The 25,834-nt window shown below is 67.9% G+C and carries 22 protein-coding genes; 19 read left to right on the top strand and 3 right to left on the bottom strand.

From position 1 onward, the window contains the following. The first annotated feature begins 204 nt into the window (after positions 1–204). The 5 genes from aspS to HF203_RS07505 all read left to right on the top strand — a co-directional run bounded on the left by aspS (position 205) and on the right by HF203_RS07505 (position 5,872). Complete coding sequence (gene aspS, locus HF203_RS07525; RefSeq protein WP_168668244.1) at positions 205–1,983, top strand: aspartate--tRNA ligase; 1,779 nt, start codon at positions 205–207, stop codon at positions 1,981–1,983. Positions 1,984–2,126: 143 nt separating this feature from the next. Continuing rightward, positions 2,127–2,639, top strand: a complete 513-nt coding sequence (gene nudB / locus HF203_RS07520) for a dihydroneopterin triphosphate diphosphatase (protein WP_168668243.1) — start codon at positions 2,127–2,129, stop codon at positions 2,637–2,639. A 140-nt stretch (positions 2,640–2,779) separates the two neighbouring features. Continuing rightward, entirely contained in the window at positions 2,780–3,241 is a 462-nt protein-coding gene (locus tag HF203_RS07515; protein WP_246221693.1) for a YbjN domain-containing protein, read from the top strand. Between the two features lie 23 nt (positions 3,242–3,264). Continuing rightward, positions 3,265–4,008 carry a zinc ribbon domain-containing protein gene (locus HF203_RS07510; protein ID WP_168668241.1) on the top strand — a complete coding sequence of 248 codons (744 nt, stop codon included), beginning with the start codon at positions 3,265–3,267 and terminating at the stop codon, positions 4,006–4,008. 55 nt (positions 4,009–4,063) lie between these two features. Then, positions 4,064–5,872 (top strand): ABC transporter transmembrane domain-containing protein, encoded by a 1,809-nt coding sequence (locus HF203_RS07505; RefSeq protein WP_168668240.1) that lies wholly within the window; start codon positions 4,064–4,066, stop codon positions 5,870–5,872. A gap of 7 nt (positions 5,873–5,879) precedes the next feature. Here HF203_RS07505 and HF203_RS07500 read toward each other — a convergent pair whose 3' ends face one another. After that, positions 5,880–7,142 (bottom strand): Coenzyme F420 hydrogenase/dehydrogenase, beta subunit C-terminal domain, encoded by a 1,263-nt coding sequence (locus HF203_RS07500; RefSeq protein WP_168668232.1) that lies wholly within the window; start codon positions 7,140–7,142, stop codon positions 5,880–5,882. Positions 7,143–7,596: 454 nt separating this feature from the next. On the opposite strand from HF203_RS07500, the gene bchI reads away from it, so the two are divergent. The 5 genes from bchI to HF203_RS07475 all read left to right on the top strand — a co-directional run bounded on the left by bchI (position 7,597) and on the right by HF203_RS07475 (position 14,175). Then, positions 7,597–8,625, top strand: coding sequence for a magnesium chelatase ATPase subunit I (bchI, locus tag HF203_RS07495; RefSeq protein WP_168668230.1), 1,029 nt, complete (start codon positions 7,597–7,599; stop codon positions 8,623–8,625). Further along, a complete protein-coding gene (locus HF203_RS07490; RefSeq protein ID WP_168668228.1) occupies positions 8,622–10,439 on the top strand; it encodes a magnesium chelatase subunit D in 1,818 nt (605 codons plus the stop codon). Before bchI ends, HF203_RS07490 begins: the two co-directional genes overlap by 4 nt. Positions 10,440–10,545: 106 nt before the next feature. Then, entirely contained in the window at positions 10,546–11,451 is a 906-nt protein-coding gene (gene bchO, locus HF203_RS07485; protein WP_168668226.1) for an alpha/beta fold hydrolase BchO, read from the top strand. Between the two features lie 128 nt (positions 11,452–11,579). Then, on the top strand, positions 11,580–13,076 hold the full coding sequence (locus HF203_RS07480; RefSeq protein ID WP_168668224.1) for a phytoene desaturase: 1,497 nt from the start codon (positions 11,580–11,582) through the stop codon (positions 13,074–13,076). Further along, the gene (locus HF203_RS07475; RefSeq protein ID WP_168668222.1) at positions 13,057–14,175 is read left to right on the top strand and encodes a phytoene/squalene synthase family protein; all 1,119 of its coding nucleotides are present in this window, start codon (positions 13,057–13,059) and stop codon (positions 14,173–14,175) included. Before HF203_RS07480 ends, HF203_RS07475 begins: the two co-directional genes overlap by 20 nt. 103 nt (positions 14,176–14,278) lie before the next feature. Here HF203_RS07475 and HF203_RS07470 read toward each other — a convergent pair whose 3' ends face one another. Together HF203_RS07470 and crtD are read right to left on the bottom strand one after the other, a co-directional pair. Then, positions 14,279–15,124, bottom strand: coding sequence for a carotenoid 1,2-hydratase (locus HF203_RS07470; RefSeq protein WP_246221699.1), 846 nt, complete (start codon positions 15,122–15,124; stop codon positions 14,279–14,281). Positions 15,125–15,204: 80 nt separating this feature from the next. Continuing rightward, positions 15,205–16,695, bottom strand: a complete 1,491-nt coding sequence (gene crtD / locus HF203_RS07465; RefSeq protein ID WP_168668220.1) for a 1-hydroxycarotenoid 3,4-desaturase CrtD — start codon at positions 16,693–16,695, stop codon at positions 15,205–15,207. Positions 16,696–16,821: 126 nt separating this feature from the next. Between crtD and HF203_RS07460 the strand changes: the two genes are divergently transcribed. The 9 genes from HF203_RS07460 (at position 16,822) to pufL (ending at position 25,818) form a co-directional block, all read left to right on the top strand. Then, positions 16,822–17,694: a polyprenyl synthetase family protein gene (locus HF203_RS07460; RefSeq protein ID WP_168668218.1), complete on the top strand. Its 873-nt coding sequence runs from the start codon at positions 16,822–16,824 to the stop codon at positions 17,692–17,694. Positions 17,695–17,751: 57 nt separating this feature from the next. Continuing rightward, positions 17,752–18,873, top strand: coding sequence for a methyltransferase (locus HF203_RS07455; protein WP_168668216.1), 1,122 nt, complete (start codon positions 17,752–17,754; stop codon positions 18,871–18,873). Between the two features lie 144 nt (positions 18,874–19,017). Continuing rightward, a complete protein-coding gene (bchC, locus tag HF203_RS07450) occupies positions 19,018–19,977 on the top strand; it encodes a chlorophyll synthesis pathway protein BchC (RefSeq protein ID WP_168668214.1) in 960 nt (319 codons plus the stop codon). Continuing rightward, positions 19,974–20,930: a chlorophyllide a reductase iron protein subunit X gene (locus HF203_RS07445; RefSeq protein ID WP_168668212.1), complete on the top strand. Its 957-nt coding sequence runs from the start codon at positions 19,974–19,976 to the stop codon at positions 20,928–20,930. The genes bchC and HF203_RS07445 overlap by 4 nt, the downstream gene beginning before the upstream one ends. After that, positions 20,923–22,404 carry a chlorophyllide a reductase subunit Y gene (gene bchY / locus HF203_RS07440; protein ID WP_168668210.1) on the top strand — a complete coding sequence of 494 codons (1,482 nt, stop codon included), beginning with the start codon at positions 20,923–20,925 and terminating at the stop codon, positions 22,402–22,404. Before HF203_RS07445 ends, bchY begins: the two co-directional genes overlap by 8 nt. A gap of 13 nt (positions 22,405–22,417) precedes the next feature. Next, complete coding sequence (gene bchZ / locus HF203_RS07435; RefSeq protein ID WP_168668208.1) at positions 22,418–23,866, top strand: chlorophyllide a reductase subunit Z; 1,449 nt, start codon at positions 22,418–22,420, stop codon at positions 23,864–23,866. Positions 23,867–24,432: 566 nt separating this feature from the next. Further along, positions 24,433–24,576: a light-harvesting antenna LH1, beta subunit gene (gene pufB, locus HF203_RS07430; RefSeq protein WP_062272574.1), complete on the top strand. Its 144-nt coding sequence runs from the start codon at positions 24,433–24,435 to the stop codon at positions 24,574–24,576. A gap of 86 nt (positions 24,577–24,662) precedes the next feature. Beyond that, positions 24,663–24,866, top strand: a complete 204-nt coding sequence (pufA, locus tag HF203_RS07425; RefSeq protein ID WP_168668206.1) for a light-harvesting antenna LH1, alpha subunit — start codon at positions 24,663–24,665, stop codon at positions 24,864–24,866. A 115-nt stretch (positions 24,867–24,981) separates the two neighbouring features. After that, positions 24,982–25,818: a photosynthetic reaction center subunit L gene (gene pufL / locus HF203_RS07420; protein ID WP_168668204.1), complete on the top strand. Its 837-nt coding sequence runs from the start codon at positions 24,982–24,984 to the stop codon at positions 25,816–25,818. The last annotated feature ends 16 nt before the right edge of the window (positions 25,819–25,834 follow it).

The following is a 25,834-nucleotide window of genomic DNA, read 5'->3' as shown; positions in this document are numbered from 1 at the left end:
CTCGCTGGTGAGCCGGTGCGCCACCGGATCCTTGTTCGAGCAGCAAGCCGCGCTGGCATGTCCAGCGCGGTTTTTTGGTTTCTCATCCCCGGGCGCCGATGCCGTCCGGGGTCGGGGCATAGCGCCCCAGCCGTGTGCGCCCGCCGAGCGGTGCGGCGCCGCGAACGATCAACGACGAATTCAGCACAACGGGGCGATAGAACGATGCGCACGCATTACTGTGGGGACTTGAACAGCAGCCATGATGGGCAAGAGGTCGTGCTCTGCGGCTGGGTGCATCGACGCCGTGACCATGGCGGGGTGATCTTCATCGACCTGCGTGATCGTGATGGTCTGGTGCAGGTGGTGTTCGATCCCGATCGTGCCGAGATCTTCGCCCGCGCCGAGCAGGTGCGCAGCGAATTCGTACTGCGCGTCAAGGGCCGGGTGCGGCCACGCCCCGAGGGTACCATCAACCCCGATCTGCCCACCGGCGAGATCGAGGTGCTGGGCCTGGAGTTGGAGATCCTCAACGCCGCCGCCACCCCGCCGATCCAGCTCGAGACCCATGCCGCCGACGCCTCCGAGGAGGTGCGTCTGCGCTATCGCTATCTCGACCTGCGTCGCCCCGAGATGCAGGCGCGACTGCGCACCCGCAGCCAGGTCACCCGGGTGATGCGTCGTTTCCTCGATGAGCACGGCTTCCTCGACATCGAGACCCCGATCCTCACCAAGTCGACCCCCGAGGGCGCGCGCGACTATCTGGTGCCCAGCCGCACCCACCCCGGTGAGTTCTTCGCCCTGCCGCAGTCGCCGCAGCTGTTCAAGCAGCTGCTGATGATGTCGGGGATGGATCGCTACTACCAGGTCGCGCGCTGTTTCCGCGACGAGGACCTGCGTGCCGATCGTCAGCCCGAGTTTACCCAGCTCGACATCGAGGCCTCCTTCGTCGACGAGGAGACGCTGATGGGGCTGATGGAGTCGATGATCCGTACCCTCTTCGAGGAGGTCAACGGTGAGACCCTGCCCAACCCCTTCCCGCGTATGACCTATGCCGAGGCGATGCGTCGTTACGGCTCTGATCGCCCCGACCTGCGTGTGTCGCTGGAGCTGATCGATGTCGCCGATCTGATGGACGGGGTTGAGTTCAAGGTCTTTGCCGGTCCCGCCCAGGACCCCGAGGGTCGGGTGGTGGCGCTGCGCCTGCCCGGCGGCGGCTCGCTCACGCGCAAGGAGATCGACGGCTACACCCAGTTCGTCGGCATCTACGGCGCCAAGGGACTGGCCTACATCAAGGTCAACGATTGGGCCGCCAAGGGGCGCGAGGGGCTGCAGTCGCCGATCCTCAAGTTCCTGCCCGACGCCACCGTCGAGGGCATCATGGCGCGTACCGGTGCCGAGGACGGTGACCTGATCTTCTTCGGTGCCGACAAGGCGAACGTGGTCAATGAGTCGATCGGCGCGCTGCGCGTCAAGCTCGGCGAGGATCGTGGGTTGATGGCCGAGGGTTGGCACCCGTTGTGGGTGGTCGACTTCCCGATGTTCGAGTACGACCCCAACGCCGAGCGCTGGGTGGCGCTGCATCATCCCTTCACCGCGCCCAAGGAGGCGCAGCTCGACACCCTCGCCAGCGATCCGGGCAGTTGTCTGTCACGTGCCTACGACATGGTGCTCAACGGCACCGAGGTCGGTGGTGGGTCGATCCGTATCCACCGCGAGGCGGTGCAGCGCCAGGTCTTCGAGCTGCTCAAGATCAGCGACGAGCAGGCCGAGGAGCGCTTCGGCTTCCTCCTCCAGGCGCTCAAGTTCGGCTGCCCGCCGCATGGCGGTATCGCCTTCGGTCTCGACCGTCTGGTGATGCTGATGACCGGCGCACAGTCGATCCGCGACGTCATGGCCTTCCCCAAGACCCAGACCGCGGCCTGTCTGCTCACCGATGCCCCCTCGGCGGTCGACGACGCCCAGCTCAAGGAGCTGGCGCTACGGCTGCGTCAGCGCGGCTGAGTCCAGCCCCTGGCATGCCCGCGCCGCTGTCGTGGGCATCTTGCTAGCGTAGACGCGCCACCCCTTGCGGTGGCGCGTCTGCCTTTGCCTCTCCCTAACCGTCGGTCGCGATGTCCGACGCCGAACCAAGACAGGTAACGTTGATGGCCAATTGTGTGGACCCCGGGGTCCTGCGTCAGCTCAAGGTGAGCGAGGAAGAGGCGGAGGCGCTGAGTCGGCTGCCGCGCAAGCGTCCGCAGTCGGTGTTGGTGGTCATCTGTACCCGTGGCGGGGAGTTCCTGATGCTGCGTCGGGCGCGGCCGTTGGCCTTCTGGCAGTCGGTGACCGGTAGCCTCGATGCCGGCGAGAGCCCGCGTCAGGCCGCCGCGCGTGAGGTCTACGAGGAGACCGGGCTGCGCGCCGGCGGGCGGTTGATCGACCTGCACCACTCGACCCTGTTCCCGATCGTGCGTGCCTGGCGCCGGCGGTATGCGCCCAACGTCTGCTTCAACCGCGAGTATTGGTTTGCGCTGGTGCTCGAGACCCGCCGTTTCGTGCGGCTCAATGCGCGCGAGCACCTCGAATACCGCTGGCTGCCGGCGAGCGCTGCGGCGCGGCTCACCGCCTCCTGGACCAACCGCGACGCCATCCGTGCCCTGGCCGGTGCCTTGGGTTGATCCGGCAGTGACCGAATCGCGGCTTATACTTGCCCGATGCGCCGGCGCCTCGGGAGCCCCCGAGTGACGTCCGGTCGTGGCCGGGCGCGGCGAGGCCGTCGCGTACCCGAGCGAGATGAGTCGAGACGAGGAGGGGGATGATGCGCGTTCGTGCTGTGATGATCGCTGTTCTGGTGGCGATGTTGTGGGCAGGTTCGGCCTTGGCGCGAGACCTGGTGAGTGCGGCCGATCCCGAGGCCGTGTTAGAGGCGGCCAAGGGGTTTGGCAGCGCCGAGCTGGAACGCGACGAGGTGGGCGATCCGCGTATCCGTGGGCGGATGTTCGGGGTGCTCTATCTGGTGACCTTCTACGGTTGCGAGGCGGGCAAGGACTGTAAAGACCTGCTGTTTTATGCCGGCTGGGAGGACGCCGGGTTGACCCTCGAGGACGTCAACCGCTGGAACCGCGGCAAGCGCTTCGGCAAGGCCTATCTCGACGATGAGGGCGATGCGGTACTGGAGTTCGCCGTCAACCTCAACTACGGCGTCACCCCACGCAACCTCGACGACACCTTCGACTGGTGGGGGGTGGTGCTGCGCGAGTTCCGCGAGGAGATGCTCTAGCGCGGCGCCGTTGCCGAGCCCTCATGCAATGTCCCAAGTGCCGGGCCGAGCAGTCCGACCACGCCGCCATCTGCACGGCCTGCGGGCTGGTCTTCGCCAAGTACTACAAGTACCACCCGCCCGCTGGCGAGGTCGCGCCGGCGCGCCTCGTGCGCCGGGCGCCGCAGCGGACGTCGGGGCGCTTGGCCCGGCTGCTGCTCGGTGCGCCCCCGACCGGGGGCGCACCCGTGCTGGTGCTCCGCGCCCTGCTCTGGGGTGTGCTGCTGGCCTGGGGGCTGCGGCTGATGGCCGCGCCGGTGTCGGCCAACGTCGCCGGCGAGTCGCTGCTGCACCTGATCAATCTGCCCTTCCACGAGGCCGGGCACATCATCTTCGCCCCCTTCGGTGCCTTCATCGGCTCGCTCGGCGGCACCCTGGGGCAGCTGCTGATGCCGCTGACCTGTCTATTGGTGCTGCTGTTACGTACCCGTGATCCCTTCGGCGCCAGCGTCTGTCTGTGGTGGTTCGGGGAAAACCTCCTCGATATCGCGCCCTATGTCGCCGATGCCCGCGCCGGGGTGTTGCCGTTGCTCGGTGGCAACACCGGGCAGACCGCACCCTATGGATTTCACGACTGGGAGTACCTATTAACCGAGACCGGGCTGTTGCATCTCGACCGGGTGCTCGGTCAGGTCAGTCATCTGTTCGGCGCCCTGTTGATGCTCCTCGCGCTGGTCTGGGGAGCGCTGTTGTTGTTGCGCCAGTGGCGCGCGCTCGCGCACGGTTGAGCCCCGGTCCTCCGGTCGCTCTCGCTTCGTTGTCCGCTTTGCTGTAGGGAATCCCATGTCTCGTTCCTCCTCTGTCGCGCCCGATCGTCCGGGCACCCGCGATCTGCGCGCGCTGGCGCGTCTGCTGCGCTTCACCCTGCCTTATCGTTGGCGCCTGCTCGCTGCGCTCGCCGCGTTACTGTTTGCTGCCGGGTCGGTGTTGGCCTTCGGTCAGGTGATCCGGGTGGTGGTCGATCGCGGGCTGTCGAGTGGCTCGGCGGTGGCGCTCGACCGCTCGCTGCTGCTGTTTCTCACCGTGGTGGTGTTCACCGCCGGCGCGATGGTGGTGCGCAGCTATCTGCTCAACTGGATCGGTGAGCGGGTGATCGCCGATATCCGCAGCGCGGTCTTCGAGCGGGTGTTGGCCCTCGACGTCGGCTTCTTCGAGACCACCCGCACCGGCGAGGTGATCTCGCGCCTGACCAGCGATACCGCGCTGTTACAGGTGGTGGTCGGCTCGACCCTGGCGATGGCGCTGCGCACCTCGTTGATGGTGCTCGGTGGTATCAGCATGCTGGCGATCACCAGTCCGGGGCTGACCGCGCTGGTATTGCTTGGGGTGCCGTTGGTGATCGGTCCGGCCTGGCTGCTGGGGCATCGGGTGCGGCGGCTCTCGCGCGCCAGCCAGGATCGAGTGGCCGATGTCGCCGCCTATGTCGACGAGGTGATCCACGGCATCCGTACCGTGCAGGCCTGTGGTCACGAGCCGCTCGACCGGCGCCGCTACGGCGAGCAGGTGGAGTCGGCCTTCGAGGTTGCACGCCAGCGCTCGCTGACCAGCGCTTTGCTCGCCGGGATCGCCACCCTGCTGACCTTCGGCGCGATCGGCGTGGTGCTGTGGATCGGCGGTCATCGGGTGCTCGACGGGACCCTCAGTGGCGGCGAACTCTCGGCCTTCCTGTTCTACGCCATCTTGGTGGCCGGTTCGGTCGGCTCGCTCAGCGAACTGGTCGGTCAGCTGCTGCGCGGCGCCGGGGCCAGTGAGCGGTTGATGGAGCTGCTCGAGTCGCGCCCGGCGATCGCCGCGCCAGCCGTGCCGGTGGCGTTGCCGCAACCGGTGCGCGGCGAGGTCCGTTTCGACGCGGTGCGCTTTTGCTATCCCTCACGGCCCGACACCCCGGCGCTGGATGCGCTGTCGCTGGTGGTGCGCCCGGGCGAGCGGGTGGCGCTGGTGGGGCACTCGGGGGCGGGCAAGTCGACCCTGTTCCAGCTGCTGCTGCGCTTCTACGACCCGAATGCCGGCAGGGTGTGTTTCGATGATGTCGATCTGCGCGCACTCGATCCGCGCGAGCTGCGTGGGCGAATCGGGCTGGTGCCGCAGGACCCGGTGATCTTCGCCACCAGTGCCTGGGAGAACATCCGCTACGGTATGGAGTCGGTGACCGACGATGAGGTGCGCCGCGCCGCCGAGGCGGCGCACGCGGCCGAGTTCCTCGATCGCTTGCCGCAGGGGTTCGACACCGATCTCGGCGAGCGCGGGGTGCAGCTCTCCGGCGGCGAGCGCCAGCGGATCGCCATCGCTCGCACCATCCTGCGCGACCCGGCGCTATTGCTGCTCGACGAGGCGACCAGCGCGCTCGATGCCGAGAGCGAGCGGCTGGTGCAGGAGGCGCTTGAGGAGCTGATGCGCGGGCGTACCAGCATCGTCATCGCTCACCGACTGGCGACGGTGCGTAACGTCGACCGCATCCTGGTGATCGACGGTGGGCGGATCGTCGCCGCCGGTCGTCATGATGCGCTGATCGCCCAGGGCGGGCTCTATGCACGCCTCGCCGCGCTGCAGTTCCAGGAGCCGGCGCCGGCGCGTGCGGCGCCGGTCGCCTGAGCCGGGCTCAGTCGCGCGGGGCCAGGTCGCGGTCGAACAGCTCGCGATAGTGCTCGGCGTAGGGGGCGAGGGCGCGGTAGACGAAGCCCGGCACCACCTGCGACTCCTGACGCTCGAACTTGCTGCGCACGTGGTTGAGGTTGCGCAGCAGCTTCATCTCGATCACCGCGCGGGCGAACTCTAGCCCGCGCGGACCACGGTTGCGTTGCAGCCAGGCGACCAGCTTGCGGACGAGCAGCGGCGGGCGCCCGCCGCCGGGTGGCTGGTTGAGTCGCTCCATGAAGCGCGGCATGCCGCGGGTGCGGTCGCCGCCCTCGGTGAGGGTGCCGAACTCGAGCTCGGGGCGCAGCAGTTCGAACATCTGTTCGCCGCGCTCGGTGCGCGCCAGCACCCACTGCCAGCCGAGTTCGGCACCCATGTAGCCGATGGTCAGGTCGCTCAGGGCGTTGGGGTAGTCGAAGCAGGACAGGCAGGCCGAGGGGAAGATGCCGTGGAGCTTGTCCATCGGGAAATCGATGTAGTTGACCCGCTCGACCGCGCCGTCCTCGTGACGCAGCCAGAGGCTGAAGTCCTGCATGAACTCGTGATGGACCACGGTCGCGGGCGAGCGCGAGATCTGTTCGAGGAAATACTCGAGATCGGGATAGGAGACGTTGTCGCTGCAGGGGATGCCGATTACGTACAGCGCCTCGAGCCCGAGTTCGGCCTCGATCGCGCGCAGCGCGTGTACCTGGCAGCTGGTGCCGATGAACGCCAGGCGCTTGATGCCCTGCTCGCGCACCAGGTCGAGCAGTCCGAGGTTGGCCGACAGGCAGGGCTTGTTGCCGGCGGTGGCGAGCACCTCCTCGGGGGTGCGGGCGAGGATCGGCTGGGCCTTGAAGCGGGTGCCGGGGGCGGCGGCGGTGGTGATCACCGCCTCGACCTCGCCGCGCTCGAGCAGGCGCGCACCGAGGGTGGTGACCATGCCGCTCCATTGCGCGCCGGGGCGCGGGGCGCGCATGCGCGCGGCGTAGGTGGCGCGGTAGCAGCCGAACAACAACTCGTCGCCGTCGCCACGGCTGCGACCGAACAGCCGCTGCTCGATGGCGTCGGTCTGGTTGTTGACGAACATGCACGCCTGGGTCATGTGCGGTTTGAACGTGCTGTCACACAGCCCGCAGTCGCTGCACAGGCGGGGACGCCCCCGGAGGCGCTCGTCGTTGCTGAGCAGCGAGATCTGGCCCATGCCCTTGGATGGGCCCTCGGCGATGGCGGCGGCGGACTGGCTCATTGCTGCCCCTCGCGCGGCTGATGGCTGGCGACAGGGTGCTGGATCGGCATGCTGGCTCTCCTCGTGGACGAAGGGGCACGCCGCGCGCGTCTGTCTGCGCCGGGCGGTGCCCGGAGTGGGTTCGGAAGGCGGTCGGTTGGGGACCGTCGTGGGCGGCGAGCAGTCTGCCGCAAATGGTCGCGCGTCGTCCATCGGCCCGGGTCATGGAAACCATGACCCTTTTCAGGGATTCTCGCCAGTGATTGACCCCGTCGGCTTGACCACGGTCGAGCAGGGGCGCTAGGGTCGCGGACTTGATCGAATAAGGCTTGGGGCGGGCTGCGCGCCGCGTGACCGGCTCCATGGTTCATCGGGACAACGTCCAGCAAGCGTCTGAGTACGCGACGGTCTTGGGCGTGTCCGCTCAATCAGGCCGTTTGCGCCGAACAGACTAAGCAACAAGGTTTGCAGCGTTATGCCCATCCCGTTTCCGTTTTCTGCCGTTGTCGCCCAGGAGGAGATGAAACGCTCCTTATTGATCGCCGCCGTCGACCCCTCGATCGGCGGTGTGCTGGTGTTCGGCGACCGTGGCACCGGCAAGTCCACCGCGATCCGTGGACTGGCCGCCCTGCTGCCGAAGATGCGTGCCGTCGATTGCACCTATCAGTGCGACCCCGAGGCCAGCGATGACGCCCTGTGTGAGGACTGCCGCGCCAAGCGCGCCGCAGGCCGGACGCTGAAGAGCCGTCAGGTGCCGGTGCCGGTGGTCGACCTGCCGCTGGGCGCCACCGAGGACCGCGTGATCGGCGCCCTCGACCTCGAGCGGGCCCTGACCAAGGGTGAGAAGGCCTTCGAGCCGGGGCTGCTGGCACGCGCCCATCGCGGTTTCCTCTATATCGACGAGGTCAACCTGCTCGAGGATCACCTGGTCGACTCGCTGCTCGACGTCGCCGCCTCGGGCCAGAACCTGGTCGAACGCGAGGGCCTGAGCGTCCGTCACCCGGCGCGCTTCGTGCTCGTCGGCTCCGGTAACCCCGAGGAGGGTGAGCTGCGTCCGCAGCTGCAGGACCGCTTCGGTCTGTCCGTCGAGGTCAAGACCCCGCAGGACCTGCCCACGCGGATGAAGGTGGTGCGGCTGCGCGATGCCTTCGAGCGCGACCCCCAGGCCTTCGTCGAGAAGTGGAAGCGCCAGGACGGCAAGGTGCGTCGTCAGATCCAGAAGGCGCGCGAGCTGCTGCCCAACGTCGAGGTGCCGGATGCGACCCTGGAGCGCGCCGGCGAGCTGTGCATGAAGCTCGGCACCGACGGGCTGCGCGGCGAACTCACCCTGATCCGCGCCGCGCGTGGCCTGGCCGCGCTGCAGGGCGACAGCGAGGTCCTCGACAGCCACCTCAAGGAGGTCGCCACCTCGGCGCTGCGTCACCGTCTGCGCCGTGATCCGCTCGACGAGTCCGGTTCCACCAGCCGGGTCGAGCGCGCGGTGGCGGAACTGTTCGGGGAATGAACATGACCGCCGCGAATCCCGCCGCCGATCAAGGCGTCGAGGCAGGCCCGCCACCGGCGCGACCCGCCCTCTCTGCGTGGGATGATGCGGTGTTGGCTGCGGCCCTGATGAGCGTCGATCCGGTCGGGACCGGCGGCGTCGCGCTGCGGGCCCTCGCCGGCCCGGTGCGTGAGCAGTGGCTGAGCCTGATGCGCGATCTGCAGCCGCCCGAGGCGCCGCACCGTCGCATCCCGCTGCACGTCTCCGATGGCCGCCTGCTCGGTGGTCTCGATCTGGCCGCGACCCTCAACGCCGGGCGCCCGATCGCCGAACGTGGCCTGTTGGTGGAGGCCGATGGTGGTCTGGTGGAGTTGGCGATGGCCGAGCGCATCTCGGCCAACACCGCCGCCCGGTTGACCATGGCCTTCGATGCCGGCGAGGTCGTGCTCGAGCGCGACGGCCTGGCGATGCGCACCCCCTCGCGCTTTGCGGTGGTCGCGCTCGACGAGGGCGTGGGCGAGGACGAGGGGCTGCTCAACGCGCTGCTCGACCGGCTCGCCTTCCACGTCGATCTCACCCATATCCGCATCCACGAGGCGATCGCCTGCGATTACGACCGCGAGGACGTGGCGCAGGCGCGTGCCCGACTCGCCGGATTGAGCGTCGACGAGGAGCAGCTCGAGGCGCTGTGCGGTACCGCCTTGGCGCTCGGCATCCCCTCATTGCGGGCCTCGATCTTCGCCTGTCGGGTCGCCTGCGCCTCGGCCGCGCTCGAGGGTCGTGACCAGGTCGAGGCCGAGGACCTGGCCGTCGCCGCCCGGCTGGTGCTGGCGCCGCGCGCCACCCAGTTGCCGCCGAGTGAGGAACCGCCCGAGGAACCGCCGCCACCGCCGGAGGAGCCGGAGGACCAGGAGCAGAACCAGTCCGAGGAGCAGCAGCAAGAGCCGCAGGAACTCGAGGACTCCGTGCTCGATGCGGCCAAGGCGGCGATCCCCGCCGACCTGCTCTCGCAGCTCCAGCTCGGCACCCTGCGTCGCTCGCGCTCGCGCGCCACCGGTAAGGCCGGCGCGGTGCAGAACGCCCCGACCCGTGGTCGTCCTGCGGGGGTGCTGCGTGGCGAGCTGCGCTCCGGGCTCAAGCTCAACGTCGTCGAGACCCTGCGCGCCGCCGCACCCTGGCAGCGGTTGCGGCGCGAGGAGCGGGCGCGACGCGGGATCGAGTCCTCGCGCATCGAGGTGCGTCAGGACGACTTCCGTATCACCCGCTTCAAGCACCGCTCCGAGACCACGACCATCTTCATGGTCGATGCCTCGGGTTCCTCGGCGCTACACCGTCTGGCCGAGGCCAAGGGGGCGGTCGAGCTGCTGCTGGCCGACTGCTATGTGCGTCGTGACCAGGTGGCCCTGATCGCCTTCCGTGGCAAGGCCGCCGAGGTGCTGCTGCCGCCGACCCGTTCGCTGGTCCGCGCCAAGCGCACCCTCGCCGGGTTGCCCGGCGGTGGCGGGACCCCGCTGGCCTCGGGGATCGATCTGGGGATGATGATGGCCGACTCGATCCAGCGTCGAGGCGGCACCCCGATCCTGATCCTGATGACCGACGGTCGCGCCAACGTGGCGCGCGACGGTACCGGGGGGCGGGCACGTGCCTTCGACGAGGCCAAGGCCGCGGCGCGAGCGGTGCGGGCACAGGAGATGACCGCCCTGGTCATCGACACCTCGCCACGACCGCAGCAGCAGGGGCGTGAACTCGCCGCCGAGATGGGGGCGCGCTATCTGCCGTTGCCGCACGCCGATGCCAGTGCCTTGAACCAAGTGGTACGCGCGACCGCGGGCTGAGGTCGTGACCATCGCGACACCGTCGTGACCGCCCCGGTGGGCGGCGCGGCGGTGCCGTTCCTGATCACTCACACGGTCGAATGTCTTGCCGAACGAGGGGGGAGAGATGAGATTCACCCTGGCCAAACGGCTCGACTGGAGGCGTGACGGCGATCGCTGGCCGAACCGCGGCTGCAGCCGTTTCGTCACGGCCGGCGGGATCCGCTGGCACGTCCAATTGCTGGGACAGGGCCCGGTGTTGCTGCTGCTCCATGGCACCGGGGCGGCAACCCATTCCTGGCGCGATCTGGCGCCGTTGCTGGCCGAGCACTTCACCATCATCGCCCCAGATCTGCCGGGTCACGGCTTCACCGAGGCGCTGCCCTATGCGCAGATGTCGCTACCGGGGATGAGCGCCGCGCTCGGGGCGCTGCTCGAGCGTCTCGGGTTGGCCCCCGAGGCGGTGGTCGGGCACTCGGCGGGGGCGGCGATCATGGTTCGCGCCTGTCTCGATGCGCGACTCGCGCCGCGTGCCCTGATCGCCATCAACGGTGCGCTGCTGCCCTGGCGCGGGGTACCGGGGCAGGTGTTCTCACCGACCGCGAGGCTGTTTGCCGCGGTGCCGGTGATCTCGCGCTTCCTCTCCTGGCACGCGCTCGATCGCAAGGCGGTCGAGGGGCTGATGGCCAATACCGGGTCACAACTCGACGACACCGGAATCGAGCTTTACCGGCGCTTGATCGGTGACGCCGGGCATGTGCGCGCAACCCTGTCGATGATGGCCAATTGGGACCTGGAGCCGTTGGCGCAGGCGCTCCCGGCGCTCGAACCGCCGTTGCTGTTGATCGTCGGTGAGGCCGATGGCACGGTCTCGCCGCGTGAGGCCGAGCGGGTGCGCGCACGCCTGCCGGGGACCGAGATCCAGCGCCTCCCAGGGTTGGGGCATCTGGCCCACGAGGAGTGCCCTGAGATCGTCGCTGGATTGATCCGGGAGCGGCTCGCGCCACCCGGCCTGTCGTCCGCTCCGAGCTGATACCGATCAAGGTTCGACCGGTGCCCGTGGGTGGACGGGGCGGTCGGGCTGCTATAATGTCAAGCTATCTTGACACTAGATTGGGTACTAGAGACTTGACACTTGCGGCTCCTCAGGTTTCCAAAGGTATGACTGGCGCCAAGCCTCACGCAGTCGTCATCGGCACCGGGTTCGGCGGTCTGGCCGCCGCGATTCGTCTCGGCGCGCGCGGTTATCGGGTCACCATGCTCGAGCGCCTGGACGCCCCAGGTGGCCGGGCCTACGTGCATCACCGCGACGGCTTCTCCTTCGATGCCGGCCCCACCATCGTCACCGCGCCCTTCCTGCTCGAAGAGCTGTGGTCGTTGTGCGGACGCACGTTCTCCGACGACATCGACCTGCGGCTGATGGATCCCTTCTATCGGATCCGCTTCGACGACGGCAAGGTGTTCGACTACAGCGGCGATCCGGACGCGGTGAAGGCGCAGATCGCGCAGTACTCGCCGGACGACGTCGAGGGTTACGATCGCTTCATGCAGTACAGCGAAGGGGTGTTCAAGGTCGGCTTCGAGGAGCTGGCGCACATCCCCTTCACCTCTTGGACCGACATGGCCAAGATCGTACCGCAGATGGCGCTCAAACAGAGCTATCGCACCGTTTATGGGATGGTCTCGAAGTACATCAAGGACCCCTATATCCGCAAGGTGCTCTCCTTCCACCCGTTGTTGGTTGGTGGCAACCCCTTCAAGGTCACCTCGATCTATACCCTGATCTCCTTCCTCGAGCGCAAGTGGGGTGTGCACTCGGTGATGGGCGGCACCGGCGCGCTGGTCCGCGGCATGGTCGATCTGGTCGAGGGCCAGGGCAGCGAGATCCGCTACAAGGCCGAGGTCGAGCAGATCATGGTCGATGCGCGTCGTCGCGCCACCGGGGTGCGGTTGACCTCGGGCGAGGAGATCGCCGCCGATATCGTGGTCTCCAACGCCGATGCGGCCAACACCTATCGTCGGCTGCTGCCGGCGACGGTGCGACGTCACTGGACCGATCGTAAGGTCGAGGGTTCCAAGTTCTCCGCGGGCTTGTTCGTCTGGTACTTCGGCACCAAGCGCAAGTATTCCGACGTCAAACACCACACCATCCTGCTCGGCCCGCGCTATCGCGAGCTGATCGAGGACATCTTCCAGCACAAGCGTCTGGCCGAGGACTTCAGCCTCTATCTCTATCGACCGACGGCGACCGATCCGAGTCTCGCCCCCGAGGGGTGCGATACCTTCTATGCCCTGTCCCCGGTCCCGCACCTCGGGAGCGGCACCGACTGGGCTGCGGTGGCCGAGGACTACCGGGCCAAGATCGCCCGTTATCTCAGCGACACCGTGCTGCCCGGCCTGGAGGACCAGATCGCCACCTCGCTGGTGACCACGCCGCAGGACTTCCAGGACAGGCTCAATTCTTATCTCGGGGCCGGGTTCAGCTTCGAACCGACCCTCACCCAGAGTGCGTGGTTCCGCCCGCACAATGTCAGTGAGGATGTCAAAGGCCTCTATCTGGTCGGTGCGGGGACGCATCCGGGTGCAGGGATTCCCGGCGTCATCTCCTCGGCCCGTGTCCTCGATACGGTGGTTCCCGATGCTTCAACCTTCGCTTAGTGCCCTGAACCCGACGCCGGGTTACGCCTCGGCGGACGACCTGGCCGTCTGTCGAGAGCTGCTGCGGGGGGGGTCGCGTTCCTTCTACGCCTCCTCCTTCCTGCTGCCGCAGCGTATCCGCGAGCCGGCGATCGCGCTCTATGCCTTTTGCCGAATCGCCGACGACGCGATCGACTTCGTGCCCGATGCCGCAGGCAAGGCGCGTGCCCTGGTCGAGCTGCGTGCGCGGCTCGATCGTGTCTATGACGGCAACCCGATCGACGATCCGGCCGATCGTGCGCTGGCCGACGTGGTGGTCCAGTACGCCATGCCCAAAGTGTTGCTCGAGGCCCTGCTCGAGGGCTTCGAGTGGGATGCCGAGGAGCGACGCTTCGAGGACATCTCCGGGGTGTTCGCCTACTCGGCCCGCGTCGCGGCCACCGTGGGCGCGATGATGGCAACCCTGATGGGCGCGCGCGAGGCCGATCAGGTGGCGCGCGCCTGTGATCTCGGCGTCGCCATGCAGCTGACCAACATCTGTCGTGACGTCGGCGAGGATGCCCGGGCCGGGCGGCTCTATCTGCCCAAACAGTGGATGCGCGAGGCCGGCATCGATCCCGACGCCTGGCTCGCCGATCCGGTGTTCAACGATGCCCTGGCTGCGGTGATCCGGCGCATGCTGGATACCGCCGACGCCCTCTACCGGCGTGCCGACGTCGGCATCGCCGGGCTGCCGGTGGGCTGCCGCGCCGGGATCAACGCCGCGCGCTATCTCTATGCCGAGATCGGGCGTCAGCTCGAGCGCCAGGGGCTCGACTCGATCACGAGTCGCGCCGTGGTGCCGGCACCGCGCAAGATGCAGCTGCTCGGCCCGATCCTTGGTAGCACCATGCTGACGGCGCGTTATGTCGCCGCCCCGGCGTTGGATGAGACCCGGTTCCTGGTCGATGCCGTGGTCGAGGCTACCCCGGAGCACATGCGCAACCCGTGCAAGGGGGTTGGTGGTAAGGTGGTGCGGGTGCTCGAGTTGTTTGAAGAACTCGAGGCCCGTGAGCGGGCCGCCAGCGAGTCCGCCCGGCCGCGTCCGGGCGGATTGGTGATGTCCTCGGCGCGTAGCTGAGTCCATTCGCTCTGCCGTTGAACAACGCCGCGCCGGTTTCCCGGCGCGGCGTTGTCGTGTCTACACCTTGCTCAACGAGCTGCGTACCAGCCAGCGCCGGGGCTCAGCCCCAGCCCTTGCGTGGCATGCGGAAGGGCAGCAGCATCTGTACCCAATTGGCGGCAAAGCGGTCGAGGTCGAGGCTCTCGTGGACGGATTCGACCCGCTCACCGCAGAGCTGGGTCTCGACCACCGAACGCACATAGAAGGGGGTGTCTTCCAGCGTCTGTAGCACCCGCGCCTGGTGGCCGTGCTCGCACTGGGTGCCACGCTTGACCCGCCAGACGCTGGCCGTCGGTAGCGGTGCGCGTGGCGGCGGTTCGAGCTGCTCGACCCGGCCCTGGCGGTCGAAGTGCAGCGTCAGTTGACTGTTGCGGCCATTGCGTTCGGTGGCGTCGTAGAGGGTGGCGGCGCCGTCACTGAGTGCGGCGCGCGACCAGTCCCAGCGCTGGAAGCCGGCCTCGAGCGGTTCCGCGCCCTGATTGAAGTCGAGATAGCCGTCGCCGCTCCAGCGCAGTCCGGGGTTGTCGAAATCGAGTTCGACCCGCGCGACCGGGGCAATCGGACGCCAGCGGTGGCGTGCTTGGCTGTCGAGGGTGAAGTGCTGCGGGTTGATCGCCGCTGGGTGGAGACGAATGCGCCCGCGTAGTCGCGAGGGCAGGGGGACGGTGACCTCATCGACGTCGATGGTCAGCGTCTCGCCGTCCCAGTGTAGGCCGCTCGGCCCGATGCGCAGGCTGTCGCGCTCTTGTTGCAGCGCGCCACGACCGCGTTCGGTCATCGCCCAGCGCTTCTTGCCGTCGCGCCCGTAGAGCACCACGTTGAGTGCGCAGTGGTCGAAGGGGTCGAGTTCCGGGGCGGCGCGCCGCCGGCGCCAGGCGTAGTAGGGCGAGAAGACGTTGCCGAGCATCGCGATCACGGTCAGCCCGTGCTGACCGTCGTCGCTCAGCGCATCGACGTACCACCACAGATAGCCGCCGGGGGTGATGTTCAGGTCGAAGCGAGGTCCGCGAGCAGACTCTGGGTCGCCAGCTCCGCCGAGATCGCCGCCATCGGCACGCCCGCGCCCGGGTGCGTGCTCCCGCCCGCCAGATACAGTCGCGGGATCCGGGTCCGCGAGGCCGGTCGATTGAACGATGCCCGCCAACCGTGGATTGCCGGGCCGTAGAGCGCTCCCCCGGTCGCCGGGAACAGCGCCTCGAAGTCCCTCGGCGAGGTGATCTGGCTGTGTTCCGGGTGTCGCGTCACCCTCAGGCCACATCGTTCCAACAGGGAGAATACCCGCCGTTCGCATTGATCGATCTCCGAAGCGTCGAATGATTGGATGTCGCCCCGTGCCGGGGCGTTGAGCAACAACAACAAGCGCTCTGGACCCGTGGGAGGCCCACCCTCGCCACGGTCCTGGGCGCAGACATAGACGGTCCCCTCGCGCGGGACGCGTCCGTGATGAAAGATGTCTTCGAACTCGGCCTGGTAGTCGCGAGCGAAGAAGACGTTGTGGCGCTCGAGCGCCATACCCTCGGTGTGCGCCACCAGCCCCCAGGTGATCGCCGAGAGCGAGCGTCGCGCGACCGGTAGGCGGGGCAGGGCGGCGATCGCCGCGGCGCCGAGGCGTCCGCTGGAGAGTGCCGCGGGATCGGCGTTGCAGATCACCGCATCGGCGCCGATGCGTTCGCCGTCCTCCAGGATCACGCCACTGGCGCGCCCCTGCGTTACCTCGATCTCCGAGACCCCGCGGCCGAGGTGGAGTTCCACCCCCAGTCCCTCGGCGAGTGCGGCGAGCGTGCGCGCGACCCGGTGCATGCCGTCGCGCACCAGCCACACCCCCTGCTGCTCGACATGGGCGATGAGCATCAGCGTCGCCGGCGCGGCGAAGGGCGAGGAGCCGCAGTAGGTCGAATAGCGTCCGAACAGCTGGCGCAGCCTGGGGTCGGCGAAGTGCTCACCGAGCGCTTGCCACAAGGTGTCGTAGGGGCGCACCTGGCGCAGGTTGGCCATCCCGCTCATGCCGCAGCGGCTCATCAACCCCATCACGCTGGGGCGCGAGGCATGGATGAAGCTCTCGTCGAGGGTCTCATAAGCATTGCGCGCGCGCGCGCAAAAGGCGCGATAGCGCTTCGCCTCGGCGGCCCCGGCAAGTTCGCCGATGGCCGCAATCGAGCGCTCGGGGTCGGCATAGAGGTCGAGGTGCTCGTCGGCGCTCCAGGCGTGGCGTGCTATGATCTCGGCCGGCTGCAGTGTCAGGTGATCGTCGAGTCGGGCGCCGGCGACGGCGAAGAGGTCGTCGAAGACCCAGCGCATGGTGAAGACGGTGGGACCGGCGTCGATCGCCTGCCCGCCGACCTGTAACTGGCGCATCTTGCCACCAGGGCTGGCGGCGCGCTCGAACACCCGGACGTGCAGCCCGCGGGCTGCGAGACGAATGGCCGCCGCCAGGCCGCCGATCCCTGCCCCGATGACGATGACCGACTGCGTTGACATCGGATGGCGACCTCCTGTGATTCACGTTGACGCTTCGTACGTTGATGTCTATTGTACATGACACAATTTAGTGTCAACTAATCCTTACACTTTTTCAGACGAACACCAGTTGCCGGGGAAGCAGAGATGGATGCCACCGCAGCGAGAATCGAGCGGGCCTTGACCGAGGCCATTGAACATGTGGTCGTCTCCGGCTGTCCCCCGCGGCTGGCCGAGGCGGTGCGTCACGCAGTTTTCCCGGGCGGGGCGCGGGTGCGCCCACGGCTGTGCATCGCGGTGGCCGCTGCGTGTGGTAGCAAGGACGTGGTGGCCGCCGATGCTGCGGCGAGCGCCATCGAACTGCTGCACTGCGCCTCGCTGGTGCACGATGATCTGCCGTGTTTCGACGACTCGCCGCTGCGTCGCGGGGTGCCCTCGGTGCACCGTGCCTATGGCGAGCCGCTGGCGGTACTCGCCGGCGACGCGCTGATCATCCTCGCCTTCGAGCACCTCGCTCGCCAGCTCCCCGACAAGCCGGCGCTGCTCGCGCCGCTGCTGCTCACCGTCGGGCGCTCGGCGGGGATGCCGCACGGCATCACCGCCGGTCAGGCCTGGGAGTGTGAGCCCACGGTCTCGGTCGAGCACTATCATCGCGCCAAGACCGGTGCGCTGTTCGCCGCCGCGACCGCCGCCGGCGCCCAGGTCGCCGGTGCCGACGCCGATGCCTGGCGGGTGGTCGGCGACAAGATCGGCGAGGCCTATCAGGTCGCCGACGACCTGCGCGATGTCGCCGCCAGTGCCCAGGAGGTCGGTAAGCCGGTCGGGCGCGATGCCCTGCTCAATCGGCCCAGCGCCGCCGGTGAACTCGGTGTCGAGGGTGCCGTGGCTCGGCTCAAGGGGCTGGTGCAAGAGGCCATCGATGCCATCCCCGAGTGCCCCGGTCGTGAGCGCTTTGCCGAGGTGCTGAAGCACGAGGCACGCCACATCATGCCCAAGAGCCTCGCCCAGCAGGCTGCCTGATCCCGCCCGTCGCGCGCGCCCGTGCGGCGCGCGCCGGGTGCGCGCCGGAGGGTGCTCGTGCCGATTCGTGATGACTGGCTGAAACTGCGTAACCGTCTCCTCTCCAGCCCGCGCTTCCAGCGCTGGGCCGCCCGCTTCCCGCTGACCCGCCCGCTCGCTCGGCGCCATGCCCGCGAGCTGTTCGACATCGTCGCCGGCTTCGTCTATTCCCAGGTGCTTTATGCCTGCGTGCGCGTGCGCCTGTTTGAACGGCTCGCCGAGCGCGGCCCGAGCGATAGCGCCGCGCTCGCTCCGGCGCTGGGGCTGCCGGAGGAGGGCGCGCGGCGTCTGTTGCTCGCCGCGGCCAGCCTGCGCCTGGTCGAGCGCCGCGGCGCGGATCGCTTCGCCCTCGGCGAGCGTGGTGCCGTGGTGCTCGGCAATCGCGGCATTGCCGCCATGGTCGAGCACCATGCGATGCTCTATGCCGATCTCGAGGACCCGCTGGCGCTGCTGCGCGGCGAGCCGCCACAGCGCGCGCTGGCCGACTATTGGGCCTATGCCGGGTCGAGCGCGCCGGCACACAGCGATGCCGCAGCGGTGGACGGCTACTCGGCGCTGATGGCCGACTCCCAGACGATGATCGCCGAGGAGGTGCTCGGCGCCTACTCCTTCCGCGATCACCGCTGTCTGCTCGATATCGCCGGCGGTGATGGCACCTTCCTGGTCGAGGTGGCCAAGCGCTGGCCGCACCTGCAGGTGATCCTGTTCGATCTGCCGGCGGTGGCCGAGCGTGCCCAGGCGCGTTTCGTCCGTGAGGGGCTCGCCGATCGCGCGCGCGCCGTCGGCGGTGACGTGCTCAACGATGCCTTGCCCGAGGGGGCCGACGTGGTCTCGCTGGTGCGGGTGGTGCACGATCACGACGATGAGCGTGCCGCCGGCTTCATCGCTGCGGCCCACCGCGCACTCGCCCCTGGCGGCAGTGTCCTGGTGGCCGAGCCGATGGCCGGTACCCGCGGTGCCGAGCCGGTGGGGGATGCCTATTTCGGCTTCTATCTGCTGGCGATGGGCAGCGGACGGCCGCGGACGGCCGCCGAACTCGAAGCCATGCTCGGTGCCGCCGGTTTCGTCGCGACGCGTGAGTGTCCGACCCACCGCCCGATCCTGGCGCGCGTGCTGCAAGCGCGCCGGGCGCCGGCCTGAGTCCTCGTGCTCGATCGGGCGCCGTGGAGGCGCGACGGCTTTTGCCGATGCAGATCAATATCACTGGGCTCTCGCGGTGGACGGGTCGATCACATCCGTTAAACTGCGAGGCTCGTCCGTAACAACTCGAATACGTGCCGCACCGTGAACCTCGAAACCCTCGCCGTTGTCCTCGAACAGCCCGAACGTCTTTCGCTTCAACGATTGCAGCTTACCCCGCCCGAGGCGGGTGACGCCGTGGTCGAGATCGCCTGGAGCGGAATCAGTACCGGGACCGAACGTCTGCTGTGGTCCGGGCGCATGCCCCACTTCCCGGGTATGGGTTACCCGTTGGTGCCCGGTTATGAGTCCGTCGGTCGCGTGGTCGAGGCCGGCCCCGAGTCCGGGGTCAAGGTCGGTGACTTCGTCTTCGTCCCTGGTGCCCGCTGCTATGGCGAGGTCAACGGGTTGTTCGGCGGAGCCTCGGCGCGGGTGGTGGTGCCTGGTGCGCGGCTGCTGGTGGTCGACGAGGTCCTCGGCGAGCGCGCGGTGCTGCTGGCGCTGGCGGCGACCGCCCATCACGCCATCGCCAATCCCGGCAAGGCACCGCACGCCGAGTTGATCATCGGCCACGGCGTGCTCGGCCGGCTGCTGGCGCGGATCGCCGCGCTCGCCGAGGAGGGCAGCCGTCCGGTGGTCTGGGAGGTCAATCCCGAGCGCGCCAGCGGCGCCGAGGGCTTCGACTACGAGGTGATCGATCCGGCCAACGACGAGCGGCGCGACTATCGCAGCATCTGTGATGTCAGCGGCGATCCGCAGATCCTCGATCAGCTGATCGCGCGGCTGGCGCCGCAGGGTGAGATCGTGCTCGCCGGCTTCTACAGCCAGCCGTTGTCGTTCACCTTCCCGCCGGCGTTCATGCGCGAGGCGCGGCTGCGGGTGGCGGCGCAGTGGCATCCCACCGACCTGGCCGCGGTCAAGGAACTGGTCGAGTCCGGCCGGTTGTCCCTGGACGGGCTCATTACGCATCGGGAGCCGGCCACCGAGGCCGATCGTGCCTACCGCACCGCCTTCGGTGACCCGATGTGCCTGAAGATGATTCTGGATTGGAGAGCGATTTCGTGAGCGTATCCGTCAATACCCCCGCGCCGGTCTGCGCGGCATCCGCGGCCAAGGAGACGCAGATCATCGCCATCTACGGCAAGGGTGGCATCGGCAAGAGCTTCACGCTGGCCAACCTGTCGTACATGCTGGCACAGCAGGGCAAGAAGGTGCTGCTGATCGGCTGCGACCCCAAGAGCGATACCGCCACGCTGCTGTTTGGTGGGCGCTCCTGCCCGACCATCCTCGGTACCTCGGCGGCGAAGAAGCGCGCCGGCGAGGAGGTCGTGATCAGCGACGTCTGCTTCAAGCGCGACGGCGTGTTCGCGATGGAACTCGGCGGTCCTGAGGTCGGGCGTGGCTGTGGTGGGCGCGGCATCATCCACGGCTTCGAGCTGCTCGAGCGTCTCGGCTTCAATGACTGGGACTTCGACTACGTGCTGCTCGACTTCCTCGGTGACGTGGTCTGCGGCGGCTTCGGCCTGCCGATCGCGCGCGATCTCTGCCAGAAGGTGATCGTGGTCGGCTCCAACGACCTGCAGTCGCTCTATGTCGCCAACAACGTCTGTTCGGCGGTCGAGTATTTCGCTGGGCTCGGTGGCAGTGTCGGCGTCGCCGGCATGGTGATCAACAAGGATGACGGTACCGGCGAGGCCCAGGCCTTTGCCCAGGCCGCCGATATCCCAATCCTCGCCACCATCCCGGCGCACGAGGAGATCCGCCGCAAGAGCGCCAACTACGAGATCATCGGCCGCCCGGGTGAGCGCTGGGGGCCGTTGTTCGAGGAGCTGGCGACCAATGTCGCCGAGGCGCCGCCGCGTCGTCCCAAGCCGCTCGAGCACGAGTCGCTGCTCGGTCTGTTCAAGGGCGACGAGGTCGGGCGCAACGTCGTGCTCGAGCCGGCGCAGCCGACCGACATGTGCAGTACCGCCGCGATCGAGCGGCCCTCGCTCGAGGTGGTCTACGACGATGTCTGAGCAGCACCAGGACGGGCCCCGCAGCTCGCAGGCCGTCGCCGCCCCCGGGGATGGGGTGTGTCAGCACCGTGATGTGCTGCGCCGTGCCGCCGAGGCCGCTGGCGACAGCGCGCTGATCGCGCGGCTCGACGCCAACGCGGTGCCAGCGCCACATGACCAGCCGCAGACCATGTGTCCCTCGTTCGGCGCGCTGCGCGTCGGGTTGCGGATGCGTCGCACCGCGATGCTGATGGTCGGCTCCGGTTGCTGCGTCTACGGCCTGAGCTTCACCGCTCACTTCTATGGCGCGCGCCGTTCGATCGGCTATATCCCGTTCGACTCCGAGAGCCTGGTCTCCGGGCAACTCTACGAGGACGTGCGCGAGGCCGTCGACACGCTTGCCGACCCTGAGCGCTACGACACCATCGTGGTCATCAACCTGTGCGTGCCGACCGCCTCCGGGGTGCCGCTGCGGCTGCTGCCCAAGCAGATCAACGGGGTGCGCGTGCTCGGTATCGACATCCCCGGCTTCGGTGTGCCCACCCATGCCGAGGCCAAGGACGTGCTCGCCGGGGCGATGCTCAACTACGCCCGCCGCGAGGCCGAACAGGGACCGGTGCAGGCCCCGCGCGGTGGGCGCAGCGAGCGCCCCACGGTGACCCTGCTCGGTGAGATGTTCCCGGCCGATCCGGTCGGCATCGGCATGCTGCTCGAGCCGTTGGGGCTGGCCGCCGGTCCGGTGATTCCGACCCGCGAGTGGCGTGAACTCTATGCCGCGCTCGACTGCGCCGCCGCTGCGGCGATCCATCCCCACTATGCCGCCAGCGCGCGCGAGTTCGCTGCCGCCGGGCGTCCGGTGGTGGGCTCGGCCCCGGTCGGGGTCGAGGGCACTGCCGCCTGGCTCGATGCCATCGGCGCGGCCTGCGGGATTGCGCGCGATACCGTGGACGCGGCCAAGAACCGCTTCCTGCCGGCGATCAAGGGCGCGCTTGCCGGCGCGCCGATCAAGGGGCGGGTGCTGGTCTCGGGCTACGAGGGCTCGGAGCTGCTGGTCGCACGGCTGCTGATCGAGTCCGGTGCCGAGGTGCCCTATGTCGGTACCGCCTGTCCGCGTACCCCCTGGTCGGAGCCCGATCTGGCCTGGCTCGAGGAACGCGGTGTGCCGGTGCAGTTCCGCGCCTCGCTGGAGCAGGACCTCGCCGCGGTGAAGGCGCTCGAACCGGACCTGGCCATCGGTACCACGCCGGTGGTGCAGGCGGCCAAGGAGATGACCATCCCCGCGCTCTATTTCACCAATCTGATCTCGGCGCGCCCGCTGATGGGGCCCGCCGGGGCCGGCTCGCTGGCGCAGGTGATCAACGCCGCGCTGGGCAACCGTGCCCGCTTCGACACCATGAAGGCGTTTTTCGCCGGGGTCGGGGAGGGGGCGACGAGTGGGGTCTGGCCCGTCGCGCCCGGCACACGCCGCGCCAAGTCGACCCGAGCCGCGCACTGAGGACGCCTTACCGATGCTGATCAACGACCTCGACCGCGCTGGCGGTTACTGGGGCTCTGTCTACGTCTTCACCGCCGTCAAGGGCCTGCAGGTGATCATCGACGGCCCGGTGGGCTGCGAGAACCTGCCGGTGACGGCGGTGCTGCACTACACCGATGGTCTGCCGCCGCACGAGCTGCCGGTGGCGGTGACCGGGCTGGGCGAGGAGGAGCTGGGACAGGAGGGCACCGAGCAGGCGATGCGCCGGGCCTTCGAGAGCCTCGATCCGAAGCTGCCGACAGTGGTGGTGACCGGTTCGATCGCCGAGATGATCGGCGGCGGCGTGACCCCCGAAGGCACCAACATCCAGCGCTTCTTGCCGCGCACCATCGACGAGGACCAGTGGCAGAGCGCCAACCGCGCGATGTACTGGCTGTGGACCCAGTACGGGACGAAGAAGGGCAAGGCGGTCAAGCGCCGCGAGCGCGGCCCCGACGAGCGCCCGAAGGTGAACATCATCGGGCCGATGTACGGCACCTTCAACATGCCCTCGGATCTGGCCGAGATCCAGCGCCTGATCGAGGGTATCGGCGCCGAGGTCAACCTCACCTTCCCGCTCGGCTGCGAGCTCTCGGAGATCCCCAGGCTGGCCGATGCCGATGTCAACGTGTGCATGTACCGTGAGTGTGGGCGCGCGCTGTGTGAGGCGCTTGAACGGCCCTATCTGCAGGCGCCGATCGGGTTGCACAGCACCACCAAGTTCCTGCGCACCCTCGGCGAGCTGCTCGGGCTCGATCCCGAGCCCTTCATCGAGCGCGAGAAGCACACCACGATCAAGCCGGTCTGGGACCTGTGGCGCTCGGTCACCCAGGACTTCTTCACCACCGCGAGCTTCGGTGTCGCGGCCAGCGAGACCTACGCCCGCGGGCTGCGTCACTTCCTTGAGGATGAGCTGGGCTTTCCCTGTAATTTCGCCTTCTCGCGGCGCGCCGGGGTGAAGATCGACAACGACGCGATCCGCAGCGCGGTGCAGGAGAAGACCCCGCTGATCGTCTTCGGCAGCTATAACGAACGGATGTATCTCGCCGAGATCGGCGCCCGCGCGACCTATATCCCGGCCTCCTTCCCGGGGACCGTGATCCGGCGCCATACCGGCACGCCCTTCATGGGCTACGCCGGGGCGACCTATCTGGTCCAGGAGGTGTGCAACGCACTGTTCGATGCGCTGTTCAACATCCTGCCGCTGGGTACCGATCTCGATCGCGTCGATCCCACCCCGGCGCGGATGCACCGCGAGCTGCCCTGGGCGCCCGAGGCGCGCGCGCTGTTCGACCAGGTCGTCGAGGCGCAGCCGGTGTTGGTGCGGATCTCGGCGGCCAAGCGGCTGCGTGACGCCGCCGAGCGTGCCGCCCGGAGCGCGGGCCTCGAGCAGGTCGGTGTGGCCCAGGTGGAGCAGTCGCGCGGCGCTGTCTCCGGGGCCTGAGTCCCGGTCCATACCCGGCGCCGGGCCCTCCTGCGCCGGGTGATCATGGTCTGATCCCATCCCCGCGCGCCCGTCTCTCCAGATGGGTGCGATATCCCCCGTTTGTGTCCCGCTGCAATGGCCGTTCGGCCGCTCATCACCGCTCTTCCGTCCCCATGATGATCGAATCCTGATCCGGGGCATGGCAGGGCTGAAAACAGGTGTAAATGTAGATTGACATCTGTGCCAGTCAAGCTAGACTGACACCCAAAATCCAGCCAGCCCGTAGGGCCATCGTATTTCGGGCCCACGCAGTCGTGAATCCACGGGTGAATCACGCTGACGTTGCTAGCCTCGATCGATCTCCGCAGGTGGGGAAACCGAGGTCAGGGGACAAAGCGGTCTTAAGGGGTGGTGGATCGAATTGACGATCGTCCTGTCGCAGGACGATCGGCGCGATGGGACTTCGCCCGACTGGCATCGGGTGTCTTCTCAGCCGTGGCAAAAACAGTCTCACGGCACCCCTCGCCGCACGGGGCAAGTGCGGCGTAACTGAGGTTTAGCTCCAAATTCGGAGGATTTATCCAATGGCTGACAACACCAGCGTGACCGGTCTGACCGAGCAGGAAGCACAGGAGTTCCACGGCATCTTCGTGCAGAGCATGACTGCCTTCTTCGGCATCGTGGTCGTTGCGCACATCCTCGCTTGGCTGTGGCGCCCCTGGCTGTAATCCGAGCGTAGGTGCACAGGCACCCATCGGGCTGCCTGGGCAGCATTTGCTGCACGACCTTTACGATTTCTTTAGGAGAATTAGTTATGTTCCCGACCGAAGCCCTGTGGAAGATCTGGATGCTCATCGATCCGCGTCGCGTCCTGATCGCTCTCTTCGCCTTCCTGATCGTGCTGGGTCTCGCCATCCACATGATTCTGCTGAGCACCGCCGAGTTCAACTGGCTCGAAGACGGTGTTCCGGCCTCGTCGGTCCAGCAGGTGACGCCGGTTGTGCCGCAGCACCAATAACGTCCCTGATGGGGGCGGCAGGCGAGGCTCGGCCAAGCTGGTCGGCCCCTCCTACCGCCGACAGTGCTAAGAGGAGGCAGCCGCCTCGGGTGCCTCCCCAGCAGAGGATTTTACGATGGCCATGCTCAGTTTTGAGAGAAAATACCGCGTCCGTGGCGGGACGCTGATAGGGGGAGACCTATTCGACTTCTGGGTGGGGCCGTTCTATGTCGGCTTCTTCGGGGTGACGGGCTTCTTCTTCGCATTGTTGGGCGTGCTCCTGATCGTTTGGGGTGCGACCATCGGTCCTAACGCCGAACTCCAGACCTACAACATTTGGCAGATCAGCATCGCGCCGCCGGACCTGAGCTACGGTCTGGGCATGGCACCGCTGACCGAAGGCGGATTGTGGCAAATCATCACAATCTGTGCCATCGGCGCCTTTGTGTCGTGGGCCCTCCGAGAGGTCGAAATTTGCCGTAAGCTCGGCATCGGCTTCCACATCCCCTTCGCATTCGCCTTCGCGATCGGCGCCTACCTGACGCTGGTTGTCGTTCGTCCGGTGTTGATGGGCGCTTGGGGTCACGGTTTCCCCTACGGAATCCTGAGCCACCTCGACTGGGTCTCGAATGTGGGGTATCAGTTCCTGCATTTCCACTACAACCCGGCTCACATGCTCGGCATCACCTTCTTCTTCACCACCTGTTTGGCGCTGTCGATGCACGGCTCGCTGATCCTGTCGGTGACCAACCCGCAGAAGGGTGAGGAAGTCAAGACCGGCGAGCACGAGAACACCTTCTTCCGTGACCTCGTGGGCTACTCCATTGGTGCACTCGGCATCCACCGTCTGGGCTTGTTCCTGGCGCTGAGCGCAGTCTTCTGGAGCGCGGTGTGTATCGTTATCAGTGGACCCTTCTGGACCCGCGGTTGGCCGGAATGGTGGAACTGGTGGCTTGAGCTTCCGCTCTGGTAGGATCTAGGAGACTACA

Origin of the sequence: Marichromatium bheemlicum (assembly GCF_012276755.1) — a bacterium.
Classification (GTDB): domain Bacteria; phylum Pseudomonadota; class Gammaproteobacteria; order Chromatiales; family Chromatiaceae; genus Marichromatium; species Marichromatium bheemlicum.
Note: the sequence above shows the minus strand (reverse complement) of the source record. Positions and strands in the feature narration are given on the sequence as shown.